The following is a 21,477-nucleotide window of genomic DNA, read 5'->3' on the forward strand; positions in this document are numbered from 1 at the left end:
GCTACTGGGAGGGTGACATGCCGTCGGGGGACGACTGGTTCGCAGGGATCACCGGTGCCGTGGGGAACGTGGTGGCCGATGTCGTCACCGAGCTTTCATCCTTCACGAAGTTCCGTGACCGGGTCGACGAGCTGATCCGGGAGCTCAAGGAGTCCCCGGCCGGTCCGGGACAGGTGGGCCAGGAGCAGGTGACGCGCGCCCAGTTCGGCGGCGGCTCGGACGGCTGGGTCGAGGCCTCGGACCTGTACCTGACGTACGGGTCCGTGATCACGGAACTGGAGAAGCTCTCGAAGTTGCTCTCGGACTCCATCGAGGGCATGAGCATCGCGGTGCTGGCCTCCCACAAGGGCTACGCGGACATCGACGTCGACGTACGCGAGCGGATGCGCGCGATCAGCGCGGAGACGACCGAGCACTACGGCGGCAGCTACGATCCCGATCGCGCCGCTGCCGGCCACGATGGACGAGCCGCCACACCGGACGGCACCAACGGCGGGGACACGTCCGGCGGTTCCGGCTTCTGACAGGAATGCAGGACTACGGGGAAACGGGGAGCAACGGGTGGTTCACAAGCCGAGTGGCGGAGCGACGTCGTTCGAGAACATGTCCCACGAGCAGATGCTGCAGTGGCTCGACCAGGCCAACAGCGGCTCCGTCCAGGCCGCCGCGGACCGGCTGACCGCCGCCGCCAAGGCGATCCGCGACATCGCGGAAGACCTGAAGATCCGGCCCCAGTACGTGGAGTGGAAGGGCGAGGGCGCCTCCGCCTTCCGCACGTGGAGCGGCGACCTCGCCAACGCGACCTTGCGACTGGGCGATTACAGCGAGGACGCCTCGAAGTGGCTCGCCCGCGCCTCCGACGCCATCGCCGAGGCACAGGCGACCATCCCCCGGGATACGAGGGGTTCGGAGGCAAACCTGGCCGCGGCCCAGGCCCACCACAACGACCCCGACGCAGCGGCCATCACGGCCAAGTCCCTCCAGGAGCTCGCCGCCACGAAGGAGGCGAACCGCCAGGAGGCGGCGGCACGGATGCGGAAGCTGGGGCAGTCGTACCAGTTCTCGGCGCAGCAGATGGCCGGGCTGGAGAGGCCGGCGTTTCCGCCGCCGCCTGCGGACGTCATGCCATCGGAAAGAAGTGTCATCAACGGCCGTGACCTGGCACGACCCGGCGAATCCGCGGGTGGGGTTCCGTCGGCCGGAGGCCCCGCCCCGGACCGCAGTACCTCGGAAGCCCCCGGTGTGGCGGCTCCGGCGAGCGGCGGCGCCGCTGCCGGGCCGACGCCGAGCGAGGTACCGGCCCGAACGCTGCCGCCAGTGGGTATGGAGGTCAACAGCACCGCACCTCCCCTTCAGCAGCCGTCGGCGCAACCATCCGTGCCGGGACCGGCTCCCACCGCGTCGCCCCGGCCAGAGGGAGCCACGCCCCCGGTGATCGGGACTACCCCGCCGCTGTCCCCCACACGCAACACTCCGTCTGCGGGGCCGGGCGTCCAGCAGGGACGGCCATCAGTCGCACCCCGTCCACCGGCGATTCCAGGTCCTGGCACGACGGGCGGAACGGCCGCAGGCCGCCCGCCCGCCAACAACGGGATCATCGGCGGCCGCCCCACCCCACCGGCCGCCGGACGCCCAACAGGGGCGTTCCCGCGTGGCCCGGTCATCGGCTCCGAGCCCACCCCGGGCCGCGTCCCCACTGCCATGGGGCATGGTGCGGGCACGGCTGGCGGAAGCACGGGCCAAGGCAGGTCGGTGCCTGCGGGCCGGTACGCCCGCGAGGCCGGAGGCGTCGTCGGCGGCACCCCACAGCAGGGCCGAGCGAGCGGGGCAAGGTTTACCGCGGGAGGTTCCGGCCTCGTACGTGGCCCCAGCGCAAGCGGGACGTCCGCCCAGAGCGCCGCCCCGATGGGCCGCGGGGCTGCAGGTGTTCCCGCCAGCGGTCGACTCCAGCAGCGACGCCAGGACGACGAGTCCCGCGAGCAGCCGGACCACCTCTCCGAGGACGAGGAGACCTGGCTGCCGGACAACCGCCGCACGGTCCCTCCGGTCATCGAATGACCTGCCCGGATTCCGCAGGAAGGAAGCAGATGCCCGTCACCAGTCGACGCACCGCAGCCCGTGGCCGGGGGTGGCGCCCAGCGGTCTCCGGCACGCTGGGGCTGCTGATGCTGGGTGTCGCGACCGCCCCTGCCCAGGCGGACACCATCCGCTCCCAGCAGTGGCATCTCACGGCCATGAAGGCCGAGGAGATGTGGAAAACAAGCACTGGCGAGGGCGTCACGGTCGCCGTCATCGACACGGGCGTGGACAACACAAACCCCGACCTCCGCGGACAGGTCCTGGACGGCAGGGACTACGCACCGGACGAGCCTGGCGATGAGCACACCGATCTCGACGGCCACGGCACGGCAATGGCGGGGCTGATCGCGGGAACGGGTGAGAGCGGAGGAGGCGACGGGGCCTTCGGCCTAGCCCCGGGGGTCAAGATCCTGCCCCTCCGTATCGCAGATGACGACACGAACATGGCTTCCAGTACTGCGAAGTTCAACAAGTACGCCCCCCGCGCGATCCGGTACGCGACCGACACCGGGGCCAAGGTCATCAACATCTCCCAAGCCGTACCGAAAGGGTCCACAGCCCTGAAGAAAGCGGTGGCGTACGCCCTCAACAACGGAGCTCTGGTCTTCGCAGGCGTCGGCAATGACGGTGACGTGGGCAACGCAACCATGTATCCGGCGGCTACCCCGGGCGTGGTCGGCGTCAGCGCGGTAGGCAAAGACCTGCACAAGACCGACGAGTCCCAGTACGGCCCGCAGGTGGACCTGGCCGCTCCAGGCGACGAAATGGTGTATGCCTGCGGCGGTGAGACCGGGCTCTGCACCGGCCATGGCACCAGCGCCTCCACCGCCCTAGCCTCCGCCAGCGCCGCCCTCATCTGGTCCAAATACCCGGACTGGACCAACAACCAGGTCCTCCGCGTCATGCTCAACACTGCAGGCGCCCCCACCAGCGGCGCAAAGCGCAACGACCACATCGGCTACGGCATCGTCCGCCCCCGCATCGCCCTCAAGACCCCCGGCGACCCCGGCCCCGCCGACGAGTACCCACTCCCGGACCTCGCAGCCGCCGCCGAATCGCCGGCGCCCGACGAGCAGCAGCCGCAGTCCGACGGCAAACAGCCCGAATCAAGCACTGCAGCGGCCGACACCACGGAAGACGGCACCACGGACGACGACACCTCATGGCCCCTCCTGACGGGCCTCGGCGCCGCCGTCCTCCTCGCCGGCGCGGTCACCGCAGTGGCGGTCACCCGCCGCAGGCGAACCACCTGACCCTCACACCACCTCACACCACCTCGCCCCACGCACCGGCGTTTCCTCGAACGAACCCATTCCATAGGGTGGCGGCAAAGGGGTCACCACATCGAGGCACCGGAGCAACGGGGGAGCGCACTGTGACGGATATGCGGCTGAATCAGATTCCCGGACCCTCCGGTGGAGGCGGACTCGTAGGCGGAGGCAACGCCGATCTGGCGTCCACTCCCGCCGAGAAGAAGAAGGCCGCCAACGCGATCGAGAAGGACCTGGAGCCGGACACCGCGCGGGACGGCAAGGCCGCGGAGGAGAGCACGGACGCCGCCGTGAAGGAGTTCGGCGGCAAGGACGGCGACGGCTGGGACACCTCCATCGCGCTGAAGAAGGCGCACGAGAAGTGGGAGGACCAGGTCAAGGCGTTGGGCGGCCGCCTCGCTTCGGAGAAGATCGCCCTGCGCCAGACGACCACGCTCTTCAGCAACCAAGACGTCGGCATCGCAACCCAGGTGCGCGCCTCATCGGTCTTCGACGAGTACTGAGCCGACCCGCACCCATCCGCACCGCCACCGCCACCGCCACCGCCACCGACCGCGAAGCTCCACGGGGAAGCCACACCATGCCCACGTACCACGAGATCATGACCACCGACCTCTCCAAACTCACCTCCGCCGCGGCGAAGTGGGATGAGATGGCCGGCAAGTTCAAGAAGCTCGAAGAGCAGTACAAGAGCGAGGTGCACGGTATCTCACTGGGCCCCAACTGGCAGGGCATCAGCGCCTTCGACGCCTTCGATCGCTTCGACGTCACTCTCAACGAGTACAAGGGCGCGCAGGCAGAAGCCAAGGCAATAGCCGCGCTGCTCCGCGACGCCCACACCCAGTTCGTCGATCTCGTCGGCAGAGTCAAGTCCGCCCGCGCTGACGCGATCAAAGCCGGCATGGCCGTGTCCGAACAAGGCATGGTCCGCTTCGACTTCGCCAACGCCGACCCAACCACAGCGAACGCCGCCCGCCACGACCCCAGCCTCGGGGAGACCGAGGCCAGCTGGGCAAGCCACATCCAGGCAGCCGTGAAAGCCGTCAACGATGCCGACGCGGGCGTGAAGATTGCCCTCGAAGCAGTGGTCGTCGACACGAACCCCAACGACGGCACCCTCTTCGGATTCAACTCCGGCGCCAAGGAGGACATCGAGGAGTACGAGGCCGAACACGCCAAGGACATAGCAACCCGCATCAACAGCGGCGAGAAGGTCTCGGCCACAGACATGGCCGAACTCAAACGCACCTTCCGCGACAACGCACACGACAAGAACTTCAGCGAGACCTTCCTCAAGAGCCTCGGCGCGGAGAACACACTCAAGTTCACCAACAGGCTCAACGGATTCGCCTACTCCGACGACAGAGACCGCAAGCAGGAATATCTTGGCCTTCAGAAGGGCCTCGCCACTACCCTCGCCACTGCAACTAAGGACACCGACTCACAGTTCTACAAGGACTTCCGGTCCGATCTGCAGAAGGCCGGAGTTCGACAGTTCGATGTGGACGGCATCAGTCCGATCCCAGATGAGAAGATTCGCGGCTACCAGAGCCTGGTCACGCTGATGCAGCAAGGAAACGGGTATTCCGGTCAATTTCTCCAGGATGTCGCGCATGACATCAGAAAAGCAGAGGAGTCGCACATAGCAAAGGGGAATATCGAGTCCATCTGGGCCCTGCGGGACGAATTCGCAGGAAAGGAACGCGGCTGGTTCGCCAATGATCCGCTCGACGGCATCCTCGGCGTCATGTCCGAGAACCCGCAGGCGAGCACCGAGTACCTGGATCCGAAGCAGAACGACAATCTGAAGTACCTGCTGGAGGACCGGGACAAGGGTTGGGAAACGGTCATCGACCACTTTGCGACCCCACCTGGGGGCACCACCATAGGGCTGCCCATCATGGCCGAGGATGGGGATGTCAGGACAGGCCTGGGTCTGGCCCTGGAGGCAGGAACGACGGGTCGTGAACCCCTTTCGCCTGGCGCAGAACTCGAACGGCACACCGAGGCTCAGGCACGGATCATGCACGACACGATCAACCTCCTCGATTACGGTGTCGCCGACGGTCACGACGCGGAAGGCGCGGATCCGGCCAACGGAGACAATGTCCTCAAGGGTGAGGACTACGCCCATATGCGGGGTCCGCTCGCCCGGGCCATGGCGTCCTACACGCCCGACATGGTGGACATCCTGGCGGGTGATGGCCCAGGCGGACGGGTCGGTGAGAGGAATGCGCTGGCCGAGGGCGGTGATTCCCAGATCCAGAACAGCAGGGGCAGCATTCTTCGCCTGATGCGCGGTGTTTCTGAAGACTCGGAGAACTTCTTCCTCCTCCACGACGCGGACCGTCGTTACATGGCAGAGCAGCTTGCCTCCGACAACCTCTCCGATCCTGAAGCCCTCAACACCCGCGCGGCGAAGGTCGGTGAGGTGTACGGAGCTATCAATGCGATCGGCGGTGACATCGACCTGAGTGAGCGCGATGCCAAGTTGAGCGCCGCTGGGGACCGGCGAGTCTATGGCTATCACGTGGTGGGAAGTACAGTGACCGGCATTCCTGTCGTAGGCGATATCGCTCAGCGGACGATTGACGGCTACTGGAACGAATGGCTCAAAGGCGTCACCGCCGAAGAAGGCCTCCTCGCTCGCGACAGGATCAGCTCCAGCAACGACGCTGCCGAGCAGGCACTCGACAACTTCTTCCAGAGTTCCGGAGAGGCAAACCACCGCACCGAGACCGAAATCGGCGCATCGCAGCGCGAGGCCCGCCAAAGCTACACGGGCGGACGCGAGTTGGCCTACGACGCGCTTCGCGAGCGCAAGTAGCTCATTGTCAGGAGTCAGGAATTGAAACGCGGGATGAAGGCCGCCTCGTCGGCCGCAGCCGCTGTCGTGCTGGTCGGTGGCGGGTTGTACGGCTGGTGGAACACCGATGTGTTCGGGCAGGGGAGTTTCTGCAATGAGGCGATTGCATCGGATGAGATCAGTGGTGTTCTGGACGGGCAGGGCCGCCTGAGCGCGGCGACGCAGTATGAGTCGAAGGACCCTTACGGGTTCCGCTGTACCGTGCAGCGCACGAGCAAGTTCGTGGGGGGCGCTCAGCCCAGCGTTGGCATCGATCTCACGTCGGATTCCGTGAGCGCCCCGTTCGGGTCGCGCCTCTGGAAGAATCCCTCAGCCCTTTCGTATCTCAAGGGCGACAACGCTGCTGGCGGGGCATCGACGACGCGAGCTTGGTTGCTTCTTCCCTCGTCGTGCTGGGAGAAGTTCTCGTCCCGGCAGGGGGCCGTGCCCACCGTCACGGTGGCGCTGCGGCACGGGCAGGCTACCGAGGGGCAGCTGATGGGCCTGGCGTTCAGTGCGGCAGGGCATATCGCGAAGTCCGTCGGCTGCCCCGCGCCGCCCCGGCCCGACAGCATCGAGTTCGCGGCGCCTTCTCCCGCAAACCCCTCGCGGCAACCGAAGCGGACCGAGGCGGACGAGGTGTGTGGACTGAAGGGCTTCACCCTTCCACGCGATGCGCTGATCAACGCTCAGCTCGCGCCGGGCACAGAACGTGCGACCTCCACCGGGGCCCGGACCTGGGCCTGCGACCTCGATCTGGAGGGCCCGGGCGGACCCCAGCTCGGCTTCGCCCTCAGCCAGAACCCCGATGTCGTGGCCGGCGTACGCCGTGACACGAGCCCCGGGGGCCGCTACCTGAAGGTGCTGAAGTGCGAGGAGGGCGCCATGTTCGTCACGACGACGGCCAACGACGCCTACGACGACGTAGCGCTTGACGCCTGGGAGGGCACGAAGGGCGACAAGTTCGGCGAGGTACGCGCACAACTGCTGGAGTCCTTCGCCGATGCGGCGGCGGCCGATCGCGGATGCGATGGATGACGTGCGATCCGCGCACCCGTGAGGTGGTGAGCGAGCGTGGGTCACGTCCGGGCCGCGCCGCATTCCGCCCAGAGGTATTTGCCCGGGGTGCGCAGCGTGTAGGCGCCGTAGCGGTCGGCGCAGGCGCCCAGGAGGAGGAGGCCTCGGCCGCCCGGGGCGGTGGGGTTGGTCGTGAGGGGCGGGCGCGGGTCCGTGAACGGCGGGTGCGGGTCCGTGAACGGCGGGGGGATCTGCGGGTTCGCGTCCCAGACGCCCACGCGGAGGCGGCCGTTCGGGCGTGGGGCGATACGGAGGCCGTACGGGCCGTTCGAGCCGCCGTGCAGGTGGGCGTTGGTGACGAGTTCGCTCGTGAGGAGTTCGGCGGTCGGGGTGAGTTCGTCGAGTTCGTACGTGTGGAGGATGGCGCGGAGGGTTGCGCGGGCGATGCGTGGAGCTCGGGGGTCATGGGCGAGTTGGAGGGTGTACGCCCAGGGTGGCGTCCCGGATACGGTGTCCATCGAAGTCTCCGTTGATGTACGGCGGTTGGTTCCCGGTGGCTCTGCCATGGCGTCCCACGGTGCACTTCCGGGCGGAAGGCCTGGCATCAAATTAGCGGCTGGTCTATAGGATTAGACCGAGTTGCCGAGGCAACCACTCATGTGGGTGACGAGGAGTACCAACGTGGGCATGAGGGCCAATCCGACCGGCCGCCAACTCCGACTGGGACGTGAGCTACGGAAGCTTCGTGAGCGCTCGGGCCTTACGGCAACAGATGCCGCAGCGCTGATCGGCATCAAGGCCAATCAGGTCAGCAACATCGAGGCCGGACGACACGGGGTGAGCGCCGAGCGAGTACGGGCCATGGCATGCCATTACGCCTGCCCCGACAAGGACTTGGTCGAGGCGCTGGCCGCGATGACCTCGGAGCGCAAACGGCAGTGGTGGGAGGACTACCGCGAGACCCTGTCGGCCGGGCTGCTCGACCTGGCCGAGATGGAGGTCCACGGGCACGGCTTTCGCACAGCACACACGTCGGGCATCCCTGGCCTGCTCCAGACACCGGAGCACGCACGGGAAGTATTCCTCCAGGTGGTGCCGGAACTGTCGCCGAGGGAGATCGAGCAGCGCGCGTCCTTCCGGCTGAAGCGCCAGGCGGTGCTGTTCCACGGGAACGCACCTCACTACCAGGCGATCATTCACGAAGCCGCCCTGCACATGCGCTTCGGCGGGCGGGACGTAGCACGCCACCAGCTCAAGCACCTGCTCAAGATGACCGAGCACCCCAACATCTCGATCCAGGTGCTGCCGTTCGACGCGGGCGGCTACCCAGGGGCAGGCCAGCCCATCTACTACGTCCAGGGACCCGTCCCCCAGCTGGACACGGTTCAACTCGACCAGTCACACGGAGTGGCCCTGCTCGACGCCGAGGCTCAACTGCTCAAGTACCGGACCGTGCTTGACCGGCTGGCCGCACTGAGCCTCATCGAGCTGGAATCCCGGGCGCTCATCCACCGGATCATCCGCGAACTCTGAGGGGAACCCATGCACTGGCAGAAGTCCTCGTACTGCGGCGAAGGCGAATCCTGCGTACACGTCGCAAGCGAAGGAGCCGCCGTCCTCCTGAAGGAAAGCTCCGACCCGCGCGGCGCCGTGCTCCGGATGCGCCGGGACGAGTTCGCCGAGCTGCTCGGCCGCGTCAAGGCCGGCGCCCACGACCCCCGCCCCACCCCAGACGGAACGATCCGCCTGGGCCCCCTCACCACCACCACACCCAAGTGGGACGCCTTCCGGCGAGGCGTACGAAACGGCGAATTCGACCACTTCGCCACATGCCCCGATCCGGGCCCGAACGGCTTGCGGGACGATTCGCCTCACCGGGATCGGCGCGATTCGGACACCCAGTGAGACGATTCATCCCCCGACACCCGTAACGGGGAGAGAGACCCGCTCGTTGCCCGCTGTCACCTCGCGTGATACACAGAGTGATCATACGGAACCGCGCATACCGCCCGGGTCTCCCCAGCCAGGCATCGGGGGGCGCCGGGCGGTAGTCGTGGGTCCGTGTGCGCCTCCGGGACCACTCTGGCAACTGATGGCCGTAAGTCGACATGCGCCGGGCGAATCTCGGAGACAATGGTGCCTGGACTCTGCTCAGCGGCAGGGCCCGCGGACATACCGGAACTACCCATAAGGGGCGGTGAGTTACAGACATGCTTCTGGCAGCCGAGAAAGGCGACATCACCACCATCATCGGCGGGATCGCCCCGAACTGGGGGCCCTTCGGAAGCCTGGGCAACGAAGCGCGCGTGATGATCGAAGTGGTCATGGCGATCGCCATCCTGATCTGTCTGGGCATCGCGATCTGGGGCGCGGCGAAGCAGCGCATCGGCGCCACGGCCCTGCGGGACACGTTCAGCGCCGAGCAGGGCAAGGGCCTGATCGTCGCGGGCCTGACCGGCGTCTTCATCATCGGCTCACTCGGCACGGTCTTCACCATCGTGTACGGGATGGCCGTCTAGACGCCGCCCACGCCGTCCCCAGTCCATCCGTCCGTCGTGCCCACCGGCTGAGGTTGCGTCTCCTGATGTCCAGTCACTCCGCGCCAGCGCGGCAAGCGGCACGGCTACCGTCGTACTGCGCGATTCAGCAATCGGTCGAGGGGGCGTACGCGTCATGAGTCTGGGCGGCGGTGGCGAACACGGCGGCTACGGCGGATACGAGGGTGATGACGGGCGCCGCGTCCCCGGTGACGAGGGTGAGTTCTACGGGGGTACGGGGACGACGCGGACCCGGCTGCCGGAGGGCCCGGAGGGGTACGGGGGGCCGCGCCGCGCCCCGGTACGCGCTTCGCGCTCCCTGGTCACGGTGGTCGGCGTGGTGGTGTTGCTGATCGCGGCGATCGCGTTTGCCAATCAGGGGGATGGTGGGGGTGGTGCGGAGGGGTCCGGTAAGGGCGGCTCCGGTGGGGGTTCCCATCCCACGGCTCCGTCGGGTGAGCAGCCGGTGACCGGCGAACGAGGCGGAATCCCTGCCGGTTTCGCGCACAACGCCAAGGGGGCACAGAGCGCGGCGGCGAACTACGCTGTTGCCTTGGGCGGCGACGGCATGTTCAACAAGGCCACGCGCCACACCATCGTCGACACCGTCTATACGGAGCAGGCCGCACGTAAGCTTCAGGGCCCCATGGACAAGGCGTACTCACCTGAGTTCCTGGCTAAGTTGGGGCTCGACGAGGACGGAAAGGCCCCCGAAGGCAGCACCTTCGTCTCACGCACCATGCCAGTGGGCACGAAGACCCTGAAGAGCTCGGCGGACAGCGCAACGGTCGAGGTCTGGTACGCCGGCCTGATCGGAATGTCCGGTGCGGCCTCGACGGATCCTGTGCGCACGACCTGGAAGACCTGGACCTTCGAGCTGACGTGGGCCGACGGCGACTGGCGCATTGTGAGCGACACGCAGAATGACGGTCCCACCCCCGTGCCGGGTGACGACCCCGCTTCCACGTCCAAGGAGATCAGCGAGGCAGTCGAGCAATACGGAGGGTTCACTTATGCCCGGTAGGAACCCTCGAATCCGCTCCTTGGCTGCGGCGGTCGCCACTGCGCAGACGGCTGCACTAATGTTCGCCACGCGGGCCGCGGCGGCTCCGGAGCCCGAGGACGACCCGTGTGACCTCCTCATCGGCCCGGCGAAAAAGTACTGCGAGGAGGGCGAATCCGGCGCAGGCGACGCCCCCAAAACCCCCGCCGACGGCGCCCTAGACGCCCTGGACCCCCTCAGCTCCCTCGCCAAGGGCTGTGCCGACGCCGCCTCCTGGACGATCGACAAGCTCAGCGACGCCGTCTCCAAGACGGCCGACGTCGACTTCACCAACGACAAGTTCCTGCAGAGCTACGCCGTCGTCTTCGCCGCCTCCACCATCCTCACGCTCCTCCTCTGGCTCCTCGCCGTCGCCAAGCGCGCCGTGCGCGGGGTGCCGCTCAATACCGCGATCGGGGAGGCGATCGGCTTTCTGTGGCTGACCGTGCTCGCCTCCGCGTTCACGCCGCTGATCCTGTACACCGTCGTCTCCGCCACCGACGCGGTCACCGATGCCATCGCGAAGGCGACGGGGAATCAGACGGACGCGTTCTTCGGGACGTTCTCCGAGGCGCTGCGCAAGGGCGAGGACATCGGGGGCGGGCCGATCATGCTCGTCGTCGTGTCCCTCGTGTCGATTCTCGCGGCCGGTGTGCTGTGGCTGGAGCTGGTGATCCGGGCCGCGCTGCTGTACGTGGGGGCGCTGCTCGGGACCGTCGTGTACGCCGGGCTCGTCGACAAGAACCTGTGGGGGCATGTGCGGCGCTGGGCCGGGATCATGATCGCCGTGATCCTGGTCAAGCCGGTCATCGTGATCGTGCTGGGGCTCGCCGGCGCGCTCGCGGATGCCGACGGGCCGAATGCGTTCTCCGCCGTCGTGTCGGGCCTCAGCATCATCCTCCTCGCGATCTTCGCCAGCGCGATGATCTACCGTTTCGTGCCCGGGTTCGGTGACGAGATCGCCGCCGGGCGCAACAACCGGATCATGAGCGGGGCGGAGAGCAAGGCCGCCGCGGTGATCTCCTCGCCCGCCGCGCTCGTCTCGCAGGGCATCAAGACCCACAGCGCCCGCGGCCGGGGCGGCGACGGCGGCGGGGGTGGCGGCGCTCAGGCCGCGCCCGCCAACGCGGCCGCCGGCGGCATGGCTGCCCACAGCAGCCGTGGCGGCTCCTCGAACGGCGGCGGAACTGTCCCCTCCGCCGCTCCCCCACCCCGTACGGCACCCGGCGCGAGCACCCACGGCTCGCACCGCGCCGCCGCCCCGCACTCGACCGGCCGCGACGCCGCAAGCCGCACCGGTAACAGAAACAGCAACCGCTCTGGAGGTGAAGGGCGTTGACGACCCAGTCCCATCCGGTCACGCCCCGCCGCACCTATCTCATCGGCCGCGCCCGGCCGAACGCGATCATCGGCAAGAACCGGGAGACCGGCGAGATCGCGCTGATCATCGCCGGGGCGTTCCTCGGCATGATGTGCGGGCTGCTCGTGCCCGTGCTCAGCCTGCGGATCGTGCTGCTCATGGGCTTTCCGCTGCTCGCGATCGCCGTGGTGTACGTGCCGTACAAGGGGCGGACGTTCTTCAAGTGGTTCGAGATCAATCGGAGTTATCGCAGGACGCTGCGGCAGGGGACGACGGCCTATCGGTCCGGTGCCGCGGAGGCCGGGGTGCGGCTCGACGGGCGTGAGGTCGAGGTCGGGCCGCCGCCCGGGATCGGGCGGATCACCTGGCTCGCGGCGCCCTTCGGTCCGGACGAGATCGCGGTGCTGCTGCACGCGGACCGGCGTACGGTCACGGCCGCGATCGAGATCGAGGGGCCGGGCGTGGGGCTGCGCGATTCGGAGGACCAGGAGGCCCTGGTCGACCGTTTCGGCACGCTGCTCAAGCATGTGGCCAACGGCGACGGTTTCGTCACCCGGCTGCAGATGCTGGCCCGTACGCTCCCGGCCGACCCCGACGCGCACGCCAAGGACGTCGCCGTACGCGGGGACGAGCGCGCGCCCGTATGGCTGCGGGATTCGTACGATCAGCTGCAGTCGATGGTGTCCACGAGCAGCGAGCAGCACCGCGCCTATCTCGTGGCGTGCATGCACTACAGCCGGGACCTGGCCGCCGAGGCGGCGGCGATGGCGCGGGCGACCCGGCCGCTCGGCGGGCGCAGGATCGACAAGGACGCCGGGCTCGCGGTGGTCATGGCGCGCGAGCTGACCGACATCTGCTCGCGGCTCCAGGAGGCGGACATCCGCGTACGGCAGCCGCTCGGGCAGGGCCGCCTCTCCTCGCTCGTGCACTCGATGTACGACCCGGACCACCAGATCGACCACATCCAGGCGATGACGAAACGGAACGCCTGGCCGGCCGAGTTGGACGCCCGCGAGGCCACGTATCTGCAGGCCAAGACTCGGGAGTCCTCGACGCGGGCGCCCTGGTGCCATGCGACGGCCTGGGTGAAGGAGTGGCCGATGACGCCGGTCGGCGTCAACTTCCTCGCGCCGCTGCTCGTGCACACGCCCGATGTGATCCGTACGGTCGCGGTCACGATGGACCTGGAGCCGACGGAGATCGCCATCGAGCGGATGCTGACGGAGAAGACGAACGACGAGGCCGAGGCCTCCCGTCAGATGAAGATGAACCGCACCGTCGACCCGCGCGACCTCGCCGCCCACTCCCGCCTCGACCAGCGCGGCGAGGACCTGGCGAGCGGCGCGGCCGGCGTCAACCTCGTCGGCTACATCACCGTCTCCGCCCGCACGCCCGAAGCGCTCGCCCGGGACAAGCGGACCATCCGGGCCTCCGCCGGCAAGTCCTATCTCAAACTGGAGTGGTGCGACCGCGAGCACCACCGGGCCTTCGTCAACACGCTGCCGTTCGCGACCGGCATCCGCCGATGACCGGCTACCGCCGATAGCGCCGATAGGGGCCACTGCGATGCGAGATCCGCTGACCGCGCTCACGGACGCGTTCACCTCCTTCCTCTTCGGGAAGGTGGAGACCACCCGCCTGCCCGTGCGTACGAGTACAGGCCAGGCCCAGGCCGTCTACCTGCCGACGGCCGCACCCGGCCTCGGCGACTCCGGCGTGATCATCGGCCGCGAGGTCTACAGCGGAAAGGGCTACATCTACGATCCCTTCCAGCTGTACGGGCAGCAGTTGCCCGCTCCGCACTGGCTGGTGCTCGGGGAGTCGGGCAATGGCAAGTCCGCCCTTGAGAAGACATATGTGATGCGCCAGCTGCGCTTCCGCGACCGGCAGGTCGTCGTGCTCGACGCGCAGGGCGAGGACGGGGTCGGCGAGTGGAACCTCATCGCCCAGGAGCTGGGGATCACCCCCATCCGGCTCGATCCGACGGCAGCCTTGGACATGGGGATCCGGCTGAATCCCCTTGATCCCTCGATCACGACCACCGGTCAGCTGGCCTTGCTGCGGACGATCATCGAGGTCGCGATGGGGCACGGGCTCGACGAGCGCTCCGGGTTCGCGCTGAAGGTCGCGCACGCGTACGTCAACGAGACGATCGTCGAACGGCAGCCCGTCCTGTCGGACATCGTGGAGCAACTGCGCCACCCCGAGCCGGAGTCTGCCGAGGCGATGAACGTCGCCCTGGAGGACGTACGGGCGTGGGGGCTGGATGTCGCGCTCGTTCTGGACCGTCTGGTCGACGGTGACCTGCGGGGGATGTTCGACGGGCCGACGACGGTCGGGATCGATCTGGACGCGCCACTGACGGTCTTCGATCTGTCGCACATCGACCGCAATTCCATTGCCATGCCGATTCTGATGGCGATCGTGGGCGTGTGGCTGGAGCACACCTGGATCCGACCCGACCGCAAGAAGCGCATCTTCCTGGTGGAGGAGGCGTGGCACATCATCAACTCCCCCTTCGTGGCCCAGCTGTTCCAGCGGCTCCTCAAGTTCGGGCGTCGGCTCGGTCTTTCGTTCGTGGCGGTGGTTCACCACTTGTCGGATGTCGTGGACGGAGCGGCCGCGAAGGAGGCCGCGGCCATTCTGAAGATGGCGTCGACGCGGACGATCTACGCCCAGAAGGCTGATGAGGCGCGGGCCACCGGGAAGGTTCTCGGTTTGCCACGCTGGGCCGTGGAGATCATCCCCACACTGACGCCCGGCATCGCGGTCTGGGACGTCAACGGCAATGTGCAGGTCGTCAAGCACCTGATCACGGAGACGGAACGGCCGCTGGTGTACACGGACCGCGCGATGACGGAGTCGTCGGCGGGGACCGCCGGGCCGGCGGGCGGCTCCGGCTCCGGCTCCGGCGACGGATTCGGGTCCGGTTCGGAGGAACTGCTGGCCGCGGAACGGGAGGCGGAGGAGCGGGCGTTGCGCATGGAGAGGCAGCTGGGGTCTTCCTCCGAGTCCACGGTGGCGTGAGAGCGGTGACGTGACGGCAGTGGCGTGAGAGCGGTGACGTGAGATGCGGGACGGGCGGTACGAGGGCGAGTACCGGCGCGGGGGCGAGTACCGGCGCGGGGGCGAGTACGAGCGCGGCCTTCGCGGGGATCCGCGGCAGGGGGCCGACGGACGTGGCGGTGGCCTCGGCGGTGGCATCCCGGACGGGCTGCTCGTCGGGCTGCTCGCGTTCGTGCTCGGGATGTCGGTCCTCATCTGGACGGCGACGGGGCTCGCGGGGCTGCTCGCCCACGGGTCCTGGCCCTCGGAGGTCACGTTCGCACGGACCCCGCTCGCGATACGGCACCTGGTGTCCGCGCCCCACGACCTGGCCGGGGCATGGCCCGCCACGCCGCCCGCGGAGCTGTCCGGGTACGGGTTGTTCTGGGGGCTGGTGATCGGGCAGGCAATGGTGCTTGTGGTGCTCACGGTGTTCGTGATGGGGACGTGGGTTCGGTGGCGGGCGGTTCGGGCGAGGGCGCGGGCACGGGCGCGGGCGCGGGCGGAGCAGTTTTTGGGCGAGGATGCGGGGAAGGGCCCGCATCCCCCGGCCCGCGCCGGAGGCGCGGAGCAGCTCGGGGTGCCGGAGGCGCCCAGGGCCCGGACGCCGGAGGCGGTCGAGGCGGCGCCGGAGGCGGCGGTGGGGTCGGCGCCGGAGGCGGCGAAGGCTGTGGCGCCGGAGGCGGCCAACGGATCCGGCCCGGAGGGGCGGAGCACGGTACCGGGCCAACGGCTCGTCCTGGGCGACCCCCGGACCCGTAAGCCCCACGCCGTACAGGCGATCCAGGACGCCGAGGGCGCAGCCCTCATCCTCACGAGCGACCCCGCCCTCTGGGAGGAGACCAAGGACGCACGGTCCAAGCTCGGCCCGGTCCTCCTCTACGACCCGTCGCACCTGTGCGACACCCCGGCCCGCATGCACTGGAACCCCGCTTCCGGCTGCGAGGACAAGCAGACCGCGCGCCTCCGCGCCGAGGCCCTGCTCGCCCCGGTCCGCCCGACCGCCAGGCTGGACAGCGCGACGGCCGCCACCGCCCAGACGCTGCTGCGCAGCTATCTGCACGCCGCGGCCCTCGACGGCCGCGCCGTCAAGCATGTGCACCGCTGGGCGCAGGGCGCCCAGGTCCAGGACGCGGTACGGATCCTCCGTACACATCCGAAGGCCGCCGCCGGTTCCGCGGGCGAACTCGAGGCCGAACTGACCGCACACCCCGAACGCCGGGACATGGCCCATGAACTGACGGCCCGAGCACTCTCCGCACTCTTCACGGTGCACATCCGCGAGGCCTGCACGGCCAACCGGGCCGATGCACTCGCCCTGGATTCCTTCGTCGCCGAAGGGGGCACCCTCTATGTGGTGGGTGAAGCCATCGAGGACCCCCGGACGCAGCCCGGTGCGATGCCTTTGCTCACGGCTCTCGTTTCGAGCGTGGTCGAGCGCGGCCGGCGCATGGCCGAAGGGTCACCCGCCGGCCGCCTCGACCCACCACTGAGCCTCGTCCTGGAGGACGTGGCGGCGGTCGCCCCGTTCCCGCAGCTCCCTGAGCTCCTCTCCCCCGAAGCGGAACACCGCGGCCTGCTCCCGGTGGCCCTCCTGCGCTCCCGCGAACAGGCCAGGGCCCGCTGGCCCGAGGCGGCACTCCCCGGGTAGCTCGTCAGCTCGGCAGCTCGAACCACCACATCGCGCGCGTGCGGTCAGGGTCTGGCGAGCACCATCTCGTACTCCAGCTTCGAGGGGTCGTTCTCCATGGGGACGATCGCTCCGCTGCGTACGAAGCCGCACTTCTTGTACGCGGCCTGCGCCCGGTGATTGTCCTGGTGCACGAAGAGCCGCGCCCGCTCCACGCCCTCGACGGACCACGACCACTCGGCGGCGGCCGCGAACAGCCGCTCGACAAGTCCGGCGCCCCGGTGCCCCGGATGCACGTACACGCCGACGAAGTGCGTGCCGGTCACGGGCATCTCGGCGCCGAAGTAGTCCGTCGTACCGGCCCGCTCCACGATCGCCATCGTCGCGCCCACCCAGCTCCCGTCCCCGGCCACCGCCACGAACTGCCGCCCGTCCGTACCGTGCGAGGCTCCGGCGGAGCGTTCCTGCCAGAAACTGTCGGGCCGTTCGAGCGCGTTCCCGTACGTCTCCAGATAGGCGATGGGCGCGGCCGGGTCCTGGAGCGCGAGCAGCCGCAGGTCCCTGACCTGCCGCCATTCCTCGGCTCGTACGGGACGTATCTCGTATTCCATACGGAGATCGTCACCACCGGTCAGGCACGAGCGCAAGGCTTTATCCCCGCGGCGTCACTGCGACGTCCCCGCAGCATCCCCGCGGCATCCCCGCGGCACACCCTGGTGCCGGCACCCGTAGTACCCAGGTACGAGGCGGGCGGCCCGCGATGCCGTCCCCGGTCCGACGGAACGCCCCCGCGTGCTCCGTAGCGTCGAAGACATGATCCGAGCCAGCGAACTCACCAAGCGGTACGGCGGCAAGCCCGGCAAGTGTGCAGTCGCCGACCTGAGCTTCGAGGTGCACCCCGGCACCGTCACCGGCTTCCTCGGCCCCAACGGCGCCGGCAAGTCGACCACCATGCGGATGCTCCTCGGCCTCGACGCCCCGACCAGCGGCACCGCCACCATCGGCGGCCGCCGGTACGCCGCACACCCCGCGCCCCTCACCGAGGTCGGCGCACTCCTGGAAGCCCGTTCGGTCCACCCGGGCCGCAGCGCCCACGCCCACCTCACCGCGCTCGCGCTCACCCACGGCATCCCGCGCAAGCGCGTCGACCACGTACTCGACCTCACGGGCCTCACCGACGTCGCCCGCCGCCGCGTCAAGGGCTTCTCGCTCGGCATGGGCCAGCGCCTGGGCATCGCCGCCGCGCTGCTCGGCGACCCGGCGACGGTCATCCTCGACGAGCCGGTCAACGGGCTCGACCCGGAGGGCGTCCGGTGGATCCGCAACCTCCTCAAGTCCCTGGCCGCGGAAGGCCGTACGGTCCTGGTCTCCTCGCACCTGATGAGCGAGATGGCCCTCACGGCCGACCACCTGGTCATCATCGGCAAGGGCCGCCTCCTCGCGGACACGACGGTCGACGCGTTCGTACGGGAAGCAGGAGCCGGAGCCGTCAAGGTGGTCACTCCCTCTGCGACGGAACTCGCGGCCCTCCTGGCCGGCCCGTCGGTCTCGGTCAGCCGCGAGAGCGCCGAAACGCTTCTCGTAGTCGGCGCCGAGGCCGAGGACATCGCCCGCATCGCCGCCGCCCACACCATCCTCGTCTTCGAACTCACCCCGCAGGCCGCGTCGCTCGAACAGGCCTTCATGGACCTGACCCATGACTCCGTCGAGTACACCGCAACGCTGAAGGGACACGCCGCATGAGCACCACCACCCTCACCCGGCCCGCCCGTACCACCGCCTCCTCCGCGCATACCGTGACCGCGGTACGGGTGCTGCGCTCCGAGTGGCACAAGTTCTGGACGATCCGGTCCACTTGGATCACGCTTCTCGCCTCCGCCCTGCTGATCCTCGGCCTCGGCCTGCTCGTGGCCGCCAACTACGACAGCGGCAGCCGCGAGTTCGTCGACCCACTCGGGGTCGGTCTGGCCGGCGCTCAGCTCGCGCAGATCTCCCTGCCCATCCTGGGCGTCCTGATGATCGCGGGCGAGTACACCACCGGCATGATCCACTCCACGCTCACCGCCGTACCGAAGCGGGTACCGATCCTGTGGTCGAAGGCCGCCGTCCTCGCCGGCATCGTCTTCCCGCTGACCTTCCTCACCTCTCTCCTCACCTATCCACTGGCCCAGAGGTTCCTGGCGGGCACCGACCAGGAGGCCGCGCTCACCGATCCCGGCGTCCTCGGCGCCATCACCGGCCTCTCCGTCGGCATCACGGCACTCTCCGTCTTCGCCCTCGGACTCGGCGCGGTGCTGCGCTCGGTCGCGGGCGGCATCACGGCCTTCGTCGGCGGCATCATGATCCTGCCCGAGGTCGTCTCCATGATCCCGGTGGACGCCGTGGACACCGCGGTCGAGTACTTCCCCGTCCAGGCCGCGGGCAACATCGGCACTCTCGACGGCTTCGCGGGTGCGCCCTCCCCGCTCGCCTCCTTCATCGCCCTGACGCTGTGGGCACTCGGCTCCGTCGCCGTCGCCGCGTACTTCCTCAAGCGGCGAGACGTATGACCTGCGGTGACCGGGGATGGTGACCGAGGATGGGGCGGTGAGCATGAATGATCGGCGAGGAGACGGTGCGGCGCGCGACGCGGGCACCGTCTCGTCCACCGGCCGGCTGCGGCAGCTGCTGCAGTCCCTGCGCGCCTTCGACAAGCGCCGCCCCTGGGTATGGGACCTCACCGTCACCCTGTTCTGGGTCGGCGCGGCGCTCACCGACTTCGCGAGCAGCGGCTGGCGCTCCACCGCACAGAACCTGGACGTGCCGGACTGGCTCCTGATCACTCTCAGCCTCGGCTTCACCGTCCCGATCTACTGGCGCCGGCGTCACCCGATGGCCGTACTCCTCGCCACCTCACCGTTCGCCCTGGCCAACGGGCTCTCCGGAGCCATCCTGCAGTCCCATCTCGCCCAGCAGGTCGCCGTGTTCAACCTGGCCGTGCACCGCCCGCTGAAGCGCCTGGTCCCAGCGGCCCTGATCGTCCTGCTGCCGCTCGTCCCGGGCGCCCTGCGCTATCCGCTCGCCACCTGGGACGGCTCCTTCGGACCGGCCGTCTGGGGCTTCGCCCTCTGCGCCCTGCTCGGAATCGCGGTTCGCTCCCGCAAGGACCACCTCGCCTCCCTGGAAGAGCGCGCCCGCCGCCTCGAAACTGAGCGCGACAAGGAGGCCCAGCTCGCCGCCGCCGCCGAACGCACCCGCATCGCCCGCGAGATGCACGACATCATCGGACACAACCTCTCCGTCATCACCGGCCTCGCGGACGGCGGGGCGTACGCGGCGAAGAAGAACCCGGACCGCGCGGTCCAGGCCCTGGACGCCATCGGCACCACGAGCCGCCAGGCACTCGGCGAACTCCGCCGCCTCCTGGACGTACTCCGCGAGGAGTCCCCGACCGCCGACCTGGCCCCCGCCCCGGCGCTCTCCGACCTCGACTCCCTGGTGGAGGGCGTACGTGCGGCCGGCCTCCCGGTCCGCATGGGGATCGAGGGCATCCCGGCCGGGCTGCCTCCCGGGCTGGAACTGACCGTGTACCGGGTCATCCAGGAAGCACTCACCAACACCCTCAAGCACGGCGGCCCTTCGGCGACAGCGGAGGTACTCGTCTCGTACGGGGGCGACGCGGTGGCCGTGACGGTCACCGACACCGGACGCGGAGACAGCAGACCTGGGGACAGCAGACCTGGGGAAAGCGGACCTGGAGAAAGCGGACGCGGTGGGACCGGGGACACGGACGGGACCGGCCGCGGACTGGCCGGCATGCGCGAGCGAACCGCCCTCTACCAGGGCACACTTGAGGCCGGACCCGGGCCGTCCGGCGGCTGGCGGGTCCACCTCCGTATCCCCCTGGAAGGGCCCACACAGTGACAACTGTGCTCATCGTCGACGACCAGCCCATGCAGCGCTTCGGCTTCCGCATGCTCCTGGAGAGCCAGGACGACCTGACGGTCTCCGGCGAGGCGGCGAACGGCACGGAGGCGGTGCGAATGGTCTCCGAACTCCGCCCGGACGTCGCCCTGATGGACATCCGCATGCCCGGCCTCGACGGCATCGAGGCCACCCGGCGCATCGTCTCGGCCGGCGACCGCACCCGTGTCCTGATCCTCACGACGTTCGACCTCGACGAGTACGCGTACGCGGGGCTGCGGGCCGGAGCCTCCGGCTTCCTCGTCAAGGATGCCCAGCCCGAGGAACTCCTCGCCGGTATCAGGGCCGTGGCCTCCGGAGACGCGGTGGTCGCCCCGAGCCTGACCCGCCGCCTCCTCGACACGTACGCGGACAAGCTTCCCGCCCCCGGAGAGGCGGAGCAGACCTCCCAGGACTCCCGCCTCGACCAACTCACCGACCGGGAACGGGAAATCCTCACCGTCATCGGCCGGGGCTGGACGAACACGGAAATCGCCGAGCGCTTCCATCTCGCGGAGTCCACGGTGAAGACCCATGTGGGGCGGATCCTGGCGAAGACAGGGGCACGGGACCGCGTCCAGGCAGTCATCCTGGCGTACGACGCCCGCCTCGTGGAGCCTTCCTGAAAACCCAAAGCCCCTGAAGCCCCTGAACGCAAGAAAGCCCCCGAGTCGATGACTCGGGGGCTTTCCCTAAATTTAGTTCGGCG

Annotated in this window: 20 protein-coding genes; 18 read left to right on the forward strand and 2 right to left on the reverse strand. The window is 69.0% G+C overall.

The window, feature by feature from the left end:
* The first annotated feature begins 17 nt into the window (after positions 1–17).
* The 6 genes from ACLF6P_RS11375 to ACLF6P_RS11400 all read left to right on the forward strand — a co-directional run bounded on the left by ACLF6P_RS11375 (position 18) and on the right by ACLF6P_RS11400 (position 7,233).
* Complete coding sequence (locus tag ACLF6P_RS11375) at positions 18–524, forward strand: hypothetical protein (RefSeq protein WP_415949913.1); 507 nt, start codon at positions 18–20, stop codon at positions 522–524.
* A gap of 37 nt (positions 525–561) precedes the next feature.
* Complete coding sequence (locus tag ACLF6P_RS11380) at positions 562–2,058, forward strand: translation initiation factor IF-2 (RefSeq protein WP_415949915.1); 1,497 nt, start codon at positions 562–564, stop codon at positions 2,056–2,058.
* Between the two features lie 29 nt (positions 2,059–2,087).
* On the forward strand, positions 2,088–3,332 hold the full coding sequence (gene mycP / locus ACLF6P_RS11385) for a type VII secretion-associated serine protease mycosin (RefSeq protein ID WP_415949916.1): 1,245 nt from the start codon (positions 2,088–2,090) through the stop codon (positions 3,330–3,332).
* 131 nt (positions 3,333–3,463) lie between these two features.
* Positions 3,464–3,853, forward strand: a complete 390-nt coding sequence (locus tag ACLF6P_RS11390; RefSeq protein ID WP_415949917.1) for a hypothetical protein — start codon at positions 3,464–3,466, stop codon at positions 3,851–3,853.
* Between the two features lie 98 nt (positions 3,854–3,951).
* Positions 3,952–6,177, forward strand: a complete 2,226-nt coding sequence (locus ACLF6P_RS11395; RefSeq protein WP_415949919.1) for a hypothetical protein — start codon at positions 3,952–3,954, stop codon at positions 6,175–6,177.
* 21 nt (positions 6,178–6,198) lie between these two features.
* On the forward strand, positions 6,199–7,233 hold the full coding sequence (locus ACLF6P_RS11400; RefSeq protein WP_415949920.1) for a hypothetical protein: 1,035 nt from the start codon (positions 6,199–6,201) through the stop codon (positions 7,231–7,233).
* Between the two features lie 41 nt (positions 7,234–7,274).
* Here the strand turns inward: ACLF6P_RS11400 and ACLF6P_RS11405 are convergent, their stop codons facing one another.
* Positions 7,275–7,730 carry an ATP-binding protein gene (locus ACLF6P_RS11405; protein ID WP_415949921.1) on the reverse strand — a complete coding sequence of 152 codons (456 nt, stop codon included), beginning with the start codon at positions 7,728–7,730 and terminating at the stop codon, positions 7,275–7,277.
* Between the two features lie 169 nt (positions 7,731–7,899).
* Here ACLF6P_RS11405 and ACLF6P_RS11410 point away from each other — a divergent pair, with 169 nt between their 5' ends.
* The 8 genes from ACLF6P_RS11410 (at position 7,900) to ACLF6P_RS11445 (ending at position 16,847) form a co-directional block, all read left to right on the forward strand.
* Positions 7,900–8,745 (forward strand): helix-turn-helix domain-containing protein, encoded by an 846-nt coding sequence (locus ACLF6P_RS11410; RefSeq protein WP_415949923.1) that lies wholly within the window; start codon positions 7,900–7,902, stop codon positions 8,743–8,745.
* Between the two features lie 9 nt (positions 8,746–8,754).
* The gene (locus ACLF6P_RS11415) at positions 8,755–9,117 is read left to right on the forward strand and encodes a DUF397 domain-containing protein (RefSeq protein WP_415949924.1); all 363 of its coding nucleotides are present in this window, start codon (positions 8,755–8,757) and stop codon (positions 9,115–9,117) included.
* Between the two features lie 305 nt (positions 9,118–9,422).
* Positions 9,423–9,731, forward strand: coding sequence for a hypothetical protein (locus ACLF6P_RS11420; protein WP_415949925.1), 309 nt, complete (start codon positions 9,423–9,425; stop codon positions 9,729–9,731).
* Between the two features lie 154 nt (positions 9,732–9,885).
* Positions 9,886–10,773 carry a hypothetical protein gene (locus ACLF6P_RS11425; protein ID WP_415949927.1) on the forward strand — a complete coding sequence of 296 codons (888 nt, stop codon included), beginning with the start codon at positions 9,886–9,888 and terminating at the stop codon, positions 10,771–10,773.
* Positions 10,763–12,130, forward strand: coding sequence for a hypothetical protein (locus tag ACLF6P_RS11430; protein ID WP_415949928.1), 1,368 nt, complete (start codon positions 10,763–10,765; stop codon positions 12,128–12,130). The genes ACLF6P_RS11425 and ACLF6P_RS11430 overlap by 11 nt, the downstream gene beginning before the upstream one ends.
* Complete coding sequence (locus tag ACLF6P_RS11435) at positions 12,127–13,680, forward strand: SCO6880 family protein (RefSeq protein WP_415949929.1); 1,554 nt, start codon at positions 12,127–12,129, stop codon at positions 13,678–13,680. The genes ACLF6P_RS11430 and ACLF6P_RS11435 overlap by 4 nt, the downstream gene beginning before the upstream one ends.
* Before the next feature lie 37 nt (positions 13,681–13,717).
* Positions 13,718–15,178 carry an ATP-binding protein gene (locus ACLF6P_RS11440; RefSeq protein ID WP_415949931.1) on the forward strand — a complete coding sequence of 487 codons (1,461 nt, stop codon included), beginning with the start codon at positions 13,718–13,720 and terminating at the stop codon, positions 15,176–15,178.
* A gap of 220 nt (positions 15,179–15,398) precedes the next feature.
* Positions 15,399–16,847 carry a P-loop NTPase family protein gene (locus tag ACLF6P_RS11445; RefSeq protein ID WP_415949937.1) on the forward strand — a complete coding sequence of 483 codons (1,449 nt, stop codon included), beginning with the start codon at positions 15,399–15,401 and terminating at the stop codon, positions 16,845–16,847.
* Positions 16,848–16,891: 44 nt separating this feature from the next.
* On the opposite strand, the gene ACLF6P_RS11450 is transcribed toward ACLF6P_RS11445, so the two are convergent.
* Complete coding sequence (locus ACLF6P_RS11450; RefSeq protein ID WP_415949933.1) at positions 16,892–17,437, reverse strand: GNAT family N-acetyltransferase; 546 nt, start codon at positions 17,435–17,437, stop codon at positions 16,892–16,894.
* A 202-nt stretch (positions 17,438–17,639) separates the two neighbouring features.
* Here ACLF6P_RS11450 and ACLF6P_RS11455 point away from each other — a divergent pair, with 202 nt between their 5' ends.
* The 4 genes from ACLF6P_RS11455 to ACLF6P_RS11470 are packed head-to-tail and all read left to right on the forward strand — an operon-like array spanning position 17,640 to position 21,394.
* A complete protein-coding gene (locus tag ACLF6P_RS11455; protein WP_415949934.1) occupies positions 17,640–18,569 on the forward strand; it encodes an ABC transporter ATP-binding protein in 930 nt (309 codons plus the stop codon).
* A complete protein-coding gene (locus tag ACLF6P_RS11460; protein ID WP_415949935.1) occupies positions 18,566–19,375 on the forward strand; it encodes an ABC transporter permease in 810 nt (269 codons plus the stop codon). Before ACLF6P_RS11455 ends, ACLF6P_RS11460 begins: the two co-directional genes overlap by 4 nt.
* Positions 19,376–19,418: 43 nt before the next feature.
* Positions 19,419–20,729 carry a sensor histidine kinase gene (locus ACLF6P_RS11465; RefSeq protein WP_415949938.1) on the forward strand — a complete coding sequence of 437 codons (1,311 nt, stop codon included), beginning with the start codon at positions 19,419–19,421 and terminating at the stop codon, positions 20,727–20,729.
* Complete coding sequence (locus ACLF6P_RS11470; protein WP_415949936.1) at positions 20,726–21,394, forward strand: response regulator; 669 nt, start codon at positions 20,726–20,728, stop codon at positions 21,392–21,394. Before ACLF6P_RS11465 ends, ACLF6P_RS11470 begins: the two co-directional genes overlap by 4 nt.
* Positions 21,395–21,477: the final 83 nt, after the last annotated feature.

The organism is Streptomyces lothianensis (assembly GCF_047779955.1).
Lineage (GTDB): Bacteria > Actinomycetota > Actinomycetes > Streptomycetales > Streptomycetaceae > Streptomyces.

What these genes read in the sequence shown, in the direction of transcription:
- ACLF6P_RS11375 (WP_415949913.1), top strand. Translation starts at nt 18, where the DNA reads ATGCCGTCGGGGGACGACTGGTTCGCAGGGATCACCGGTGCCGTGGGG.
- mycP (WP_415949916.1), top strand. Translation starts at nt 2,088, where the DNA reads ATGCCCGTCACCAGTCGACGCACCGCAGCCCGTGGCCGGGGGTGGCGC.
- ACLF6P_RS11390 (WP_415949917.1), top strand. Translation starts at nt 3,464, where the DNA reads ATGCGGCTGAATCAGATTCCCGGACCCTCCGGTGGAGGCGGACTCGTA.
- ACLF6P_RS11395 (WP_415949919.1), top strand. Translation starts at nt 3,952, where the DNA reads ATGACCACCGACCTCTCCAAACTCACCTCCGCCGCGGCGAAGTGGGAT.
- ACLF6P_RS11405 (WP_415949921.1), bottom strand. Translation starts at nt 7,730, where the DNA reads ATGGACACCGTATCCGGGACGCCACCCTGGGCGTACACCCTCCAACTC.
- ACLF6P_RS11410 (WP_415949923.1), top strand. Translation starts at nt 7,900, where the DNA reads ATGAGGGCCAATCCGACCGGCCGCCAACTCCGACTGGGACGTGAGCTA.
- ACLF6P_RS11415 (WP_415949924.1), top strand. Translation starts at nt 8,755, where the DNA reads ATGCACTGGCAGAAGTCCTCGTACTGCGGCGAAGGCGAATCCTGCGTA.
- ACLF6P_RS11420 (WP_415949925.1), top strand. Translation starts at nt 9,423, where the DNA reads ATGCTTCTGGCAGCCGAGAAAGGCGACATCACCACCATCATCGGCGGG.
- ACLF6P_RS11425 (WP_415949927.1), top strand. Translation starts at nt 9,886, where the DNA reads ATGAGTCTGGGCGGCGGTGGCGAACACGGCGGCTACGGCGGATACGAG.
- ACLF6P_RS11430 (WP_415949928.1), top strand. Translation starts at nt 10,763, where the DNA reads ATGCCCGGTAGGAACCCTCGAATCCGCTCCTTGGCTGCGGCGGTCGCC.
- ACLF6P_RS11440 (WP_415949931.1), top strand. Translation starts at nt 13,718, where the DNA reads ATGCGAGATCCGCTGACCGCGCTCACGGACGCGTTCACCTCCTTCCTC.
- ACLF6P_RS11445 (WP_415949937.1), top strand. Translation starts at nt 15,399, where the DNA reads ATGTCGGTCCTCATCTGGACGGCGACGGGGCTCGCGGGGCTGCTCGCC.
- ACLF6P_RS11450 (WP_415949933.1), bottom strand. Translation starts at nt 17,437, where the DNA reads ATGGAATACGAGATACGTCCCGTACGAGCCGAGGAATGGCGGCAGGTC.
- ACLF6P_RS11455 (WP_415949934.1), top strand. Translation starts at nt 17,640, where the DNA reads ATGATCCGAGCCAGCGAACTCACCAAGCGGTACGGCGGCAAGCCCGGC.
- ACLF6P_RS11460 (WP_415949935.1), top strand. Translation starts at nt 18,566, where the DNA reads ATGAGCACCACCACCCTCACCCGGCCCGCCCGTACCACCGCCTCCTCC.
- ACLF6P_RS11465 (WP_415949938.1), top strand. Translation starts at nt 19,419, where the DNA reads ATGAATGATCGGCGAGGAGACGGTGCGGCGCGCGACGCGGGCACCGTC.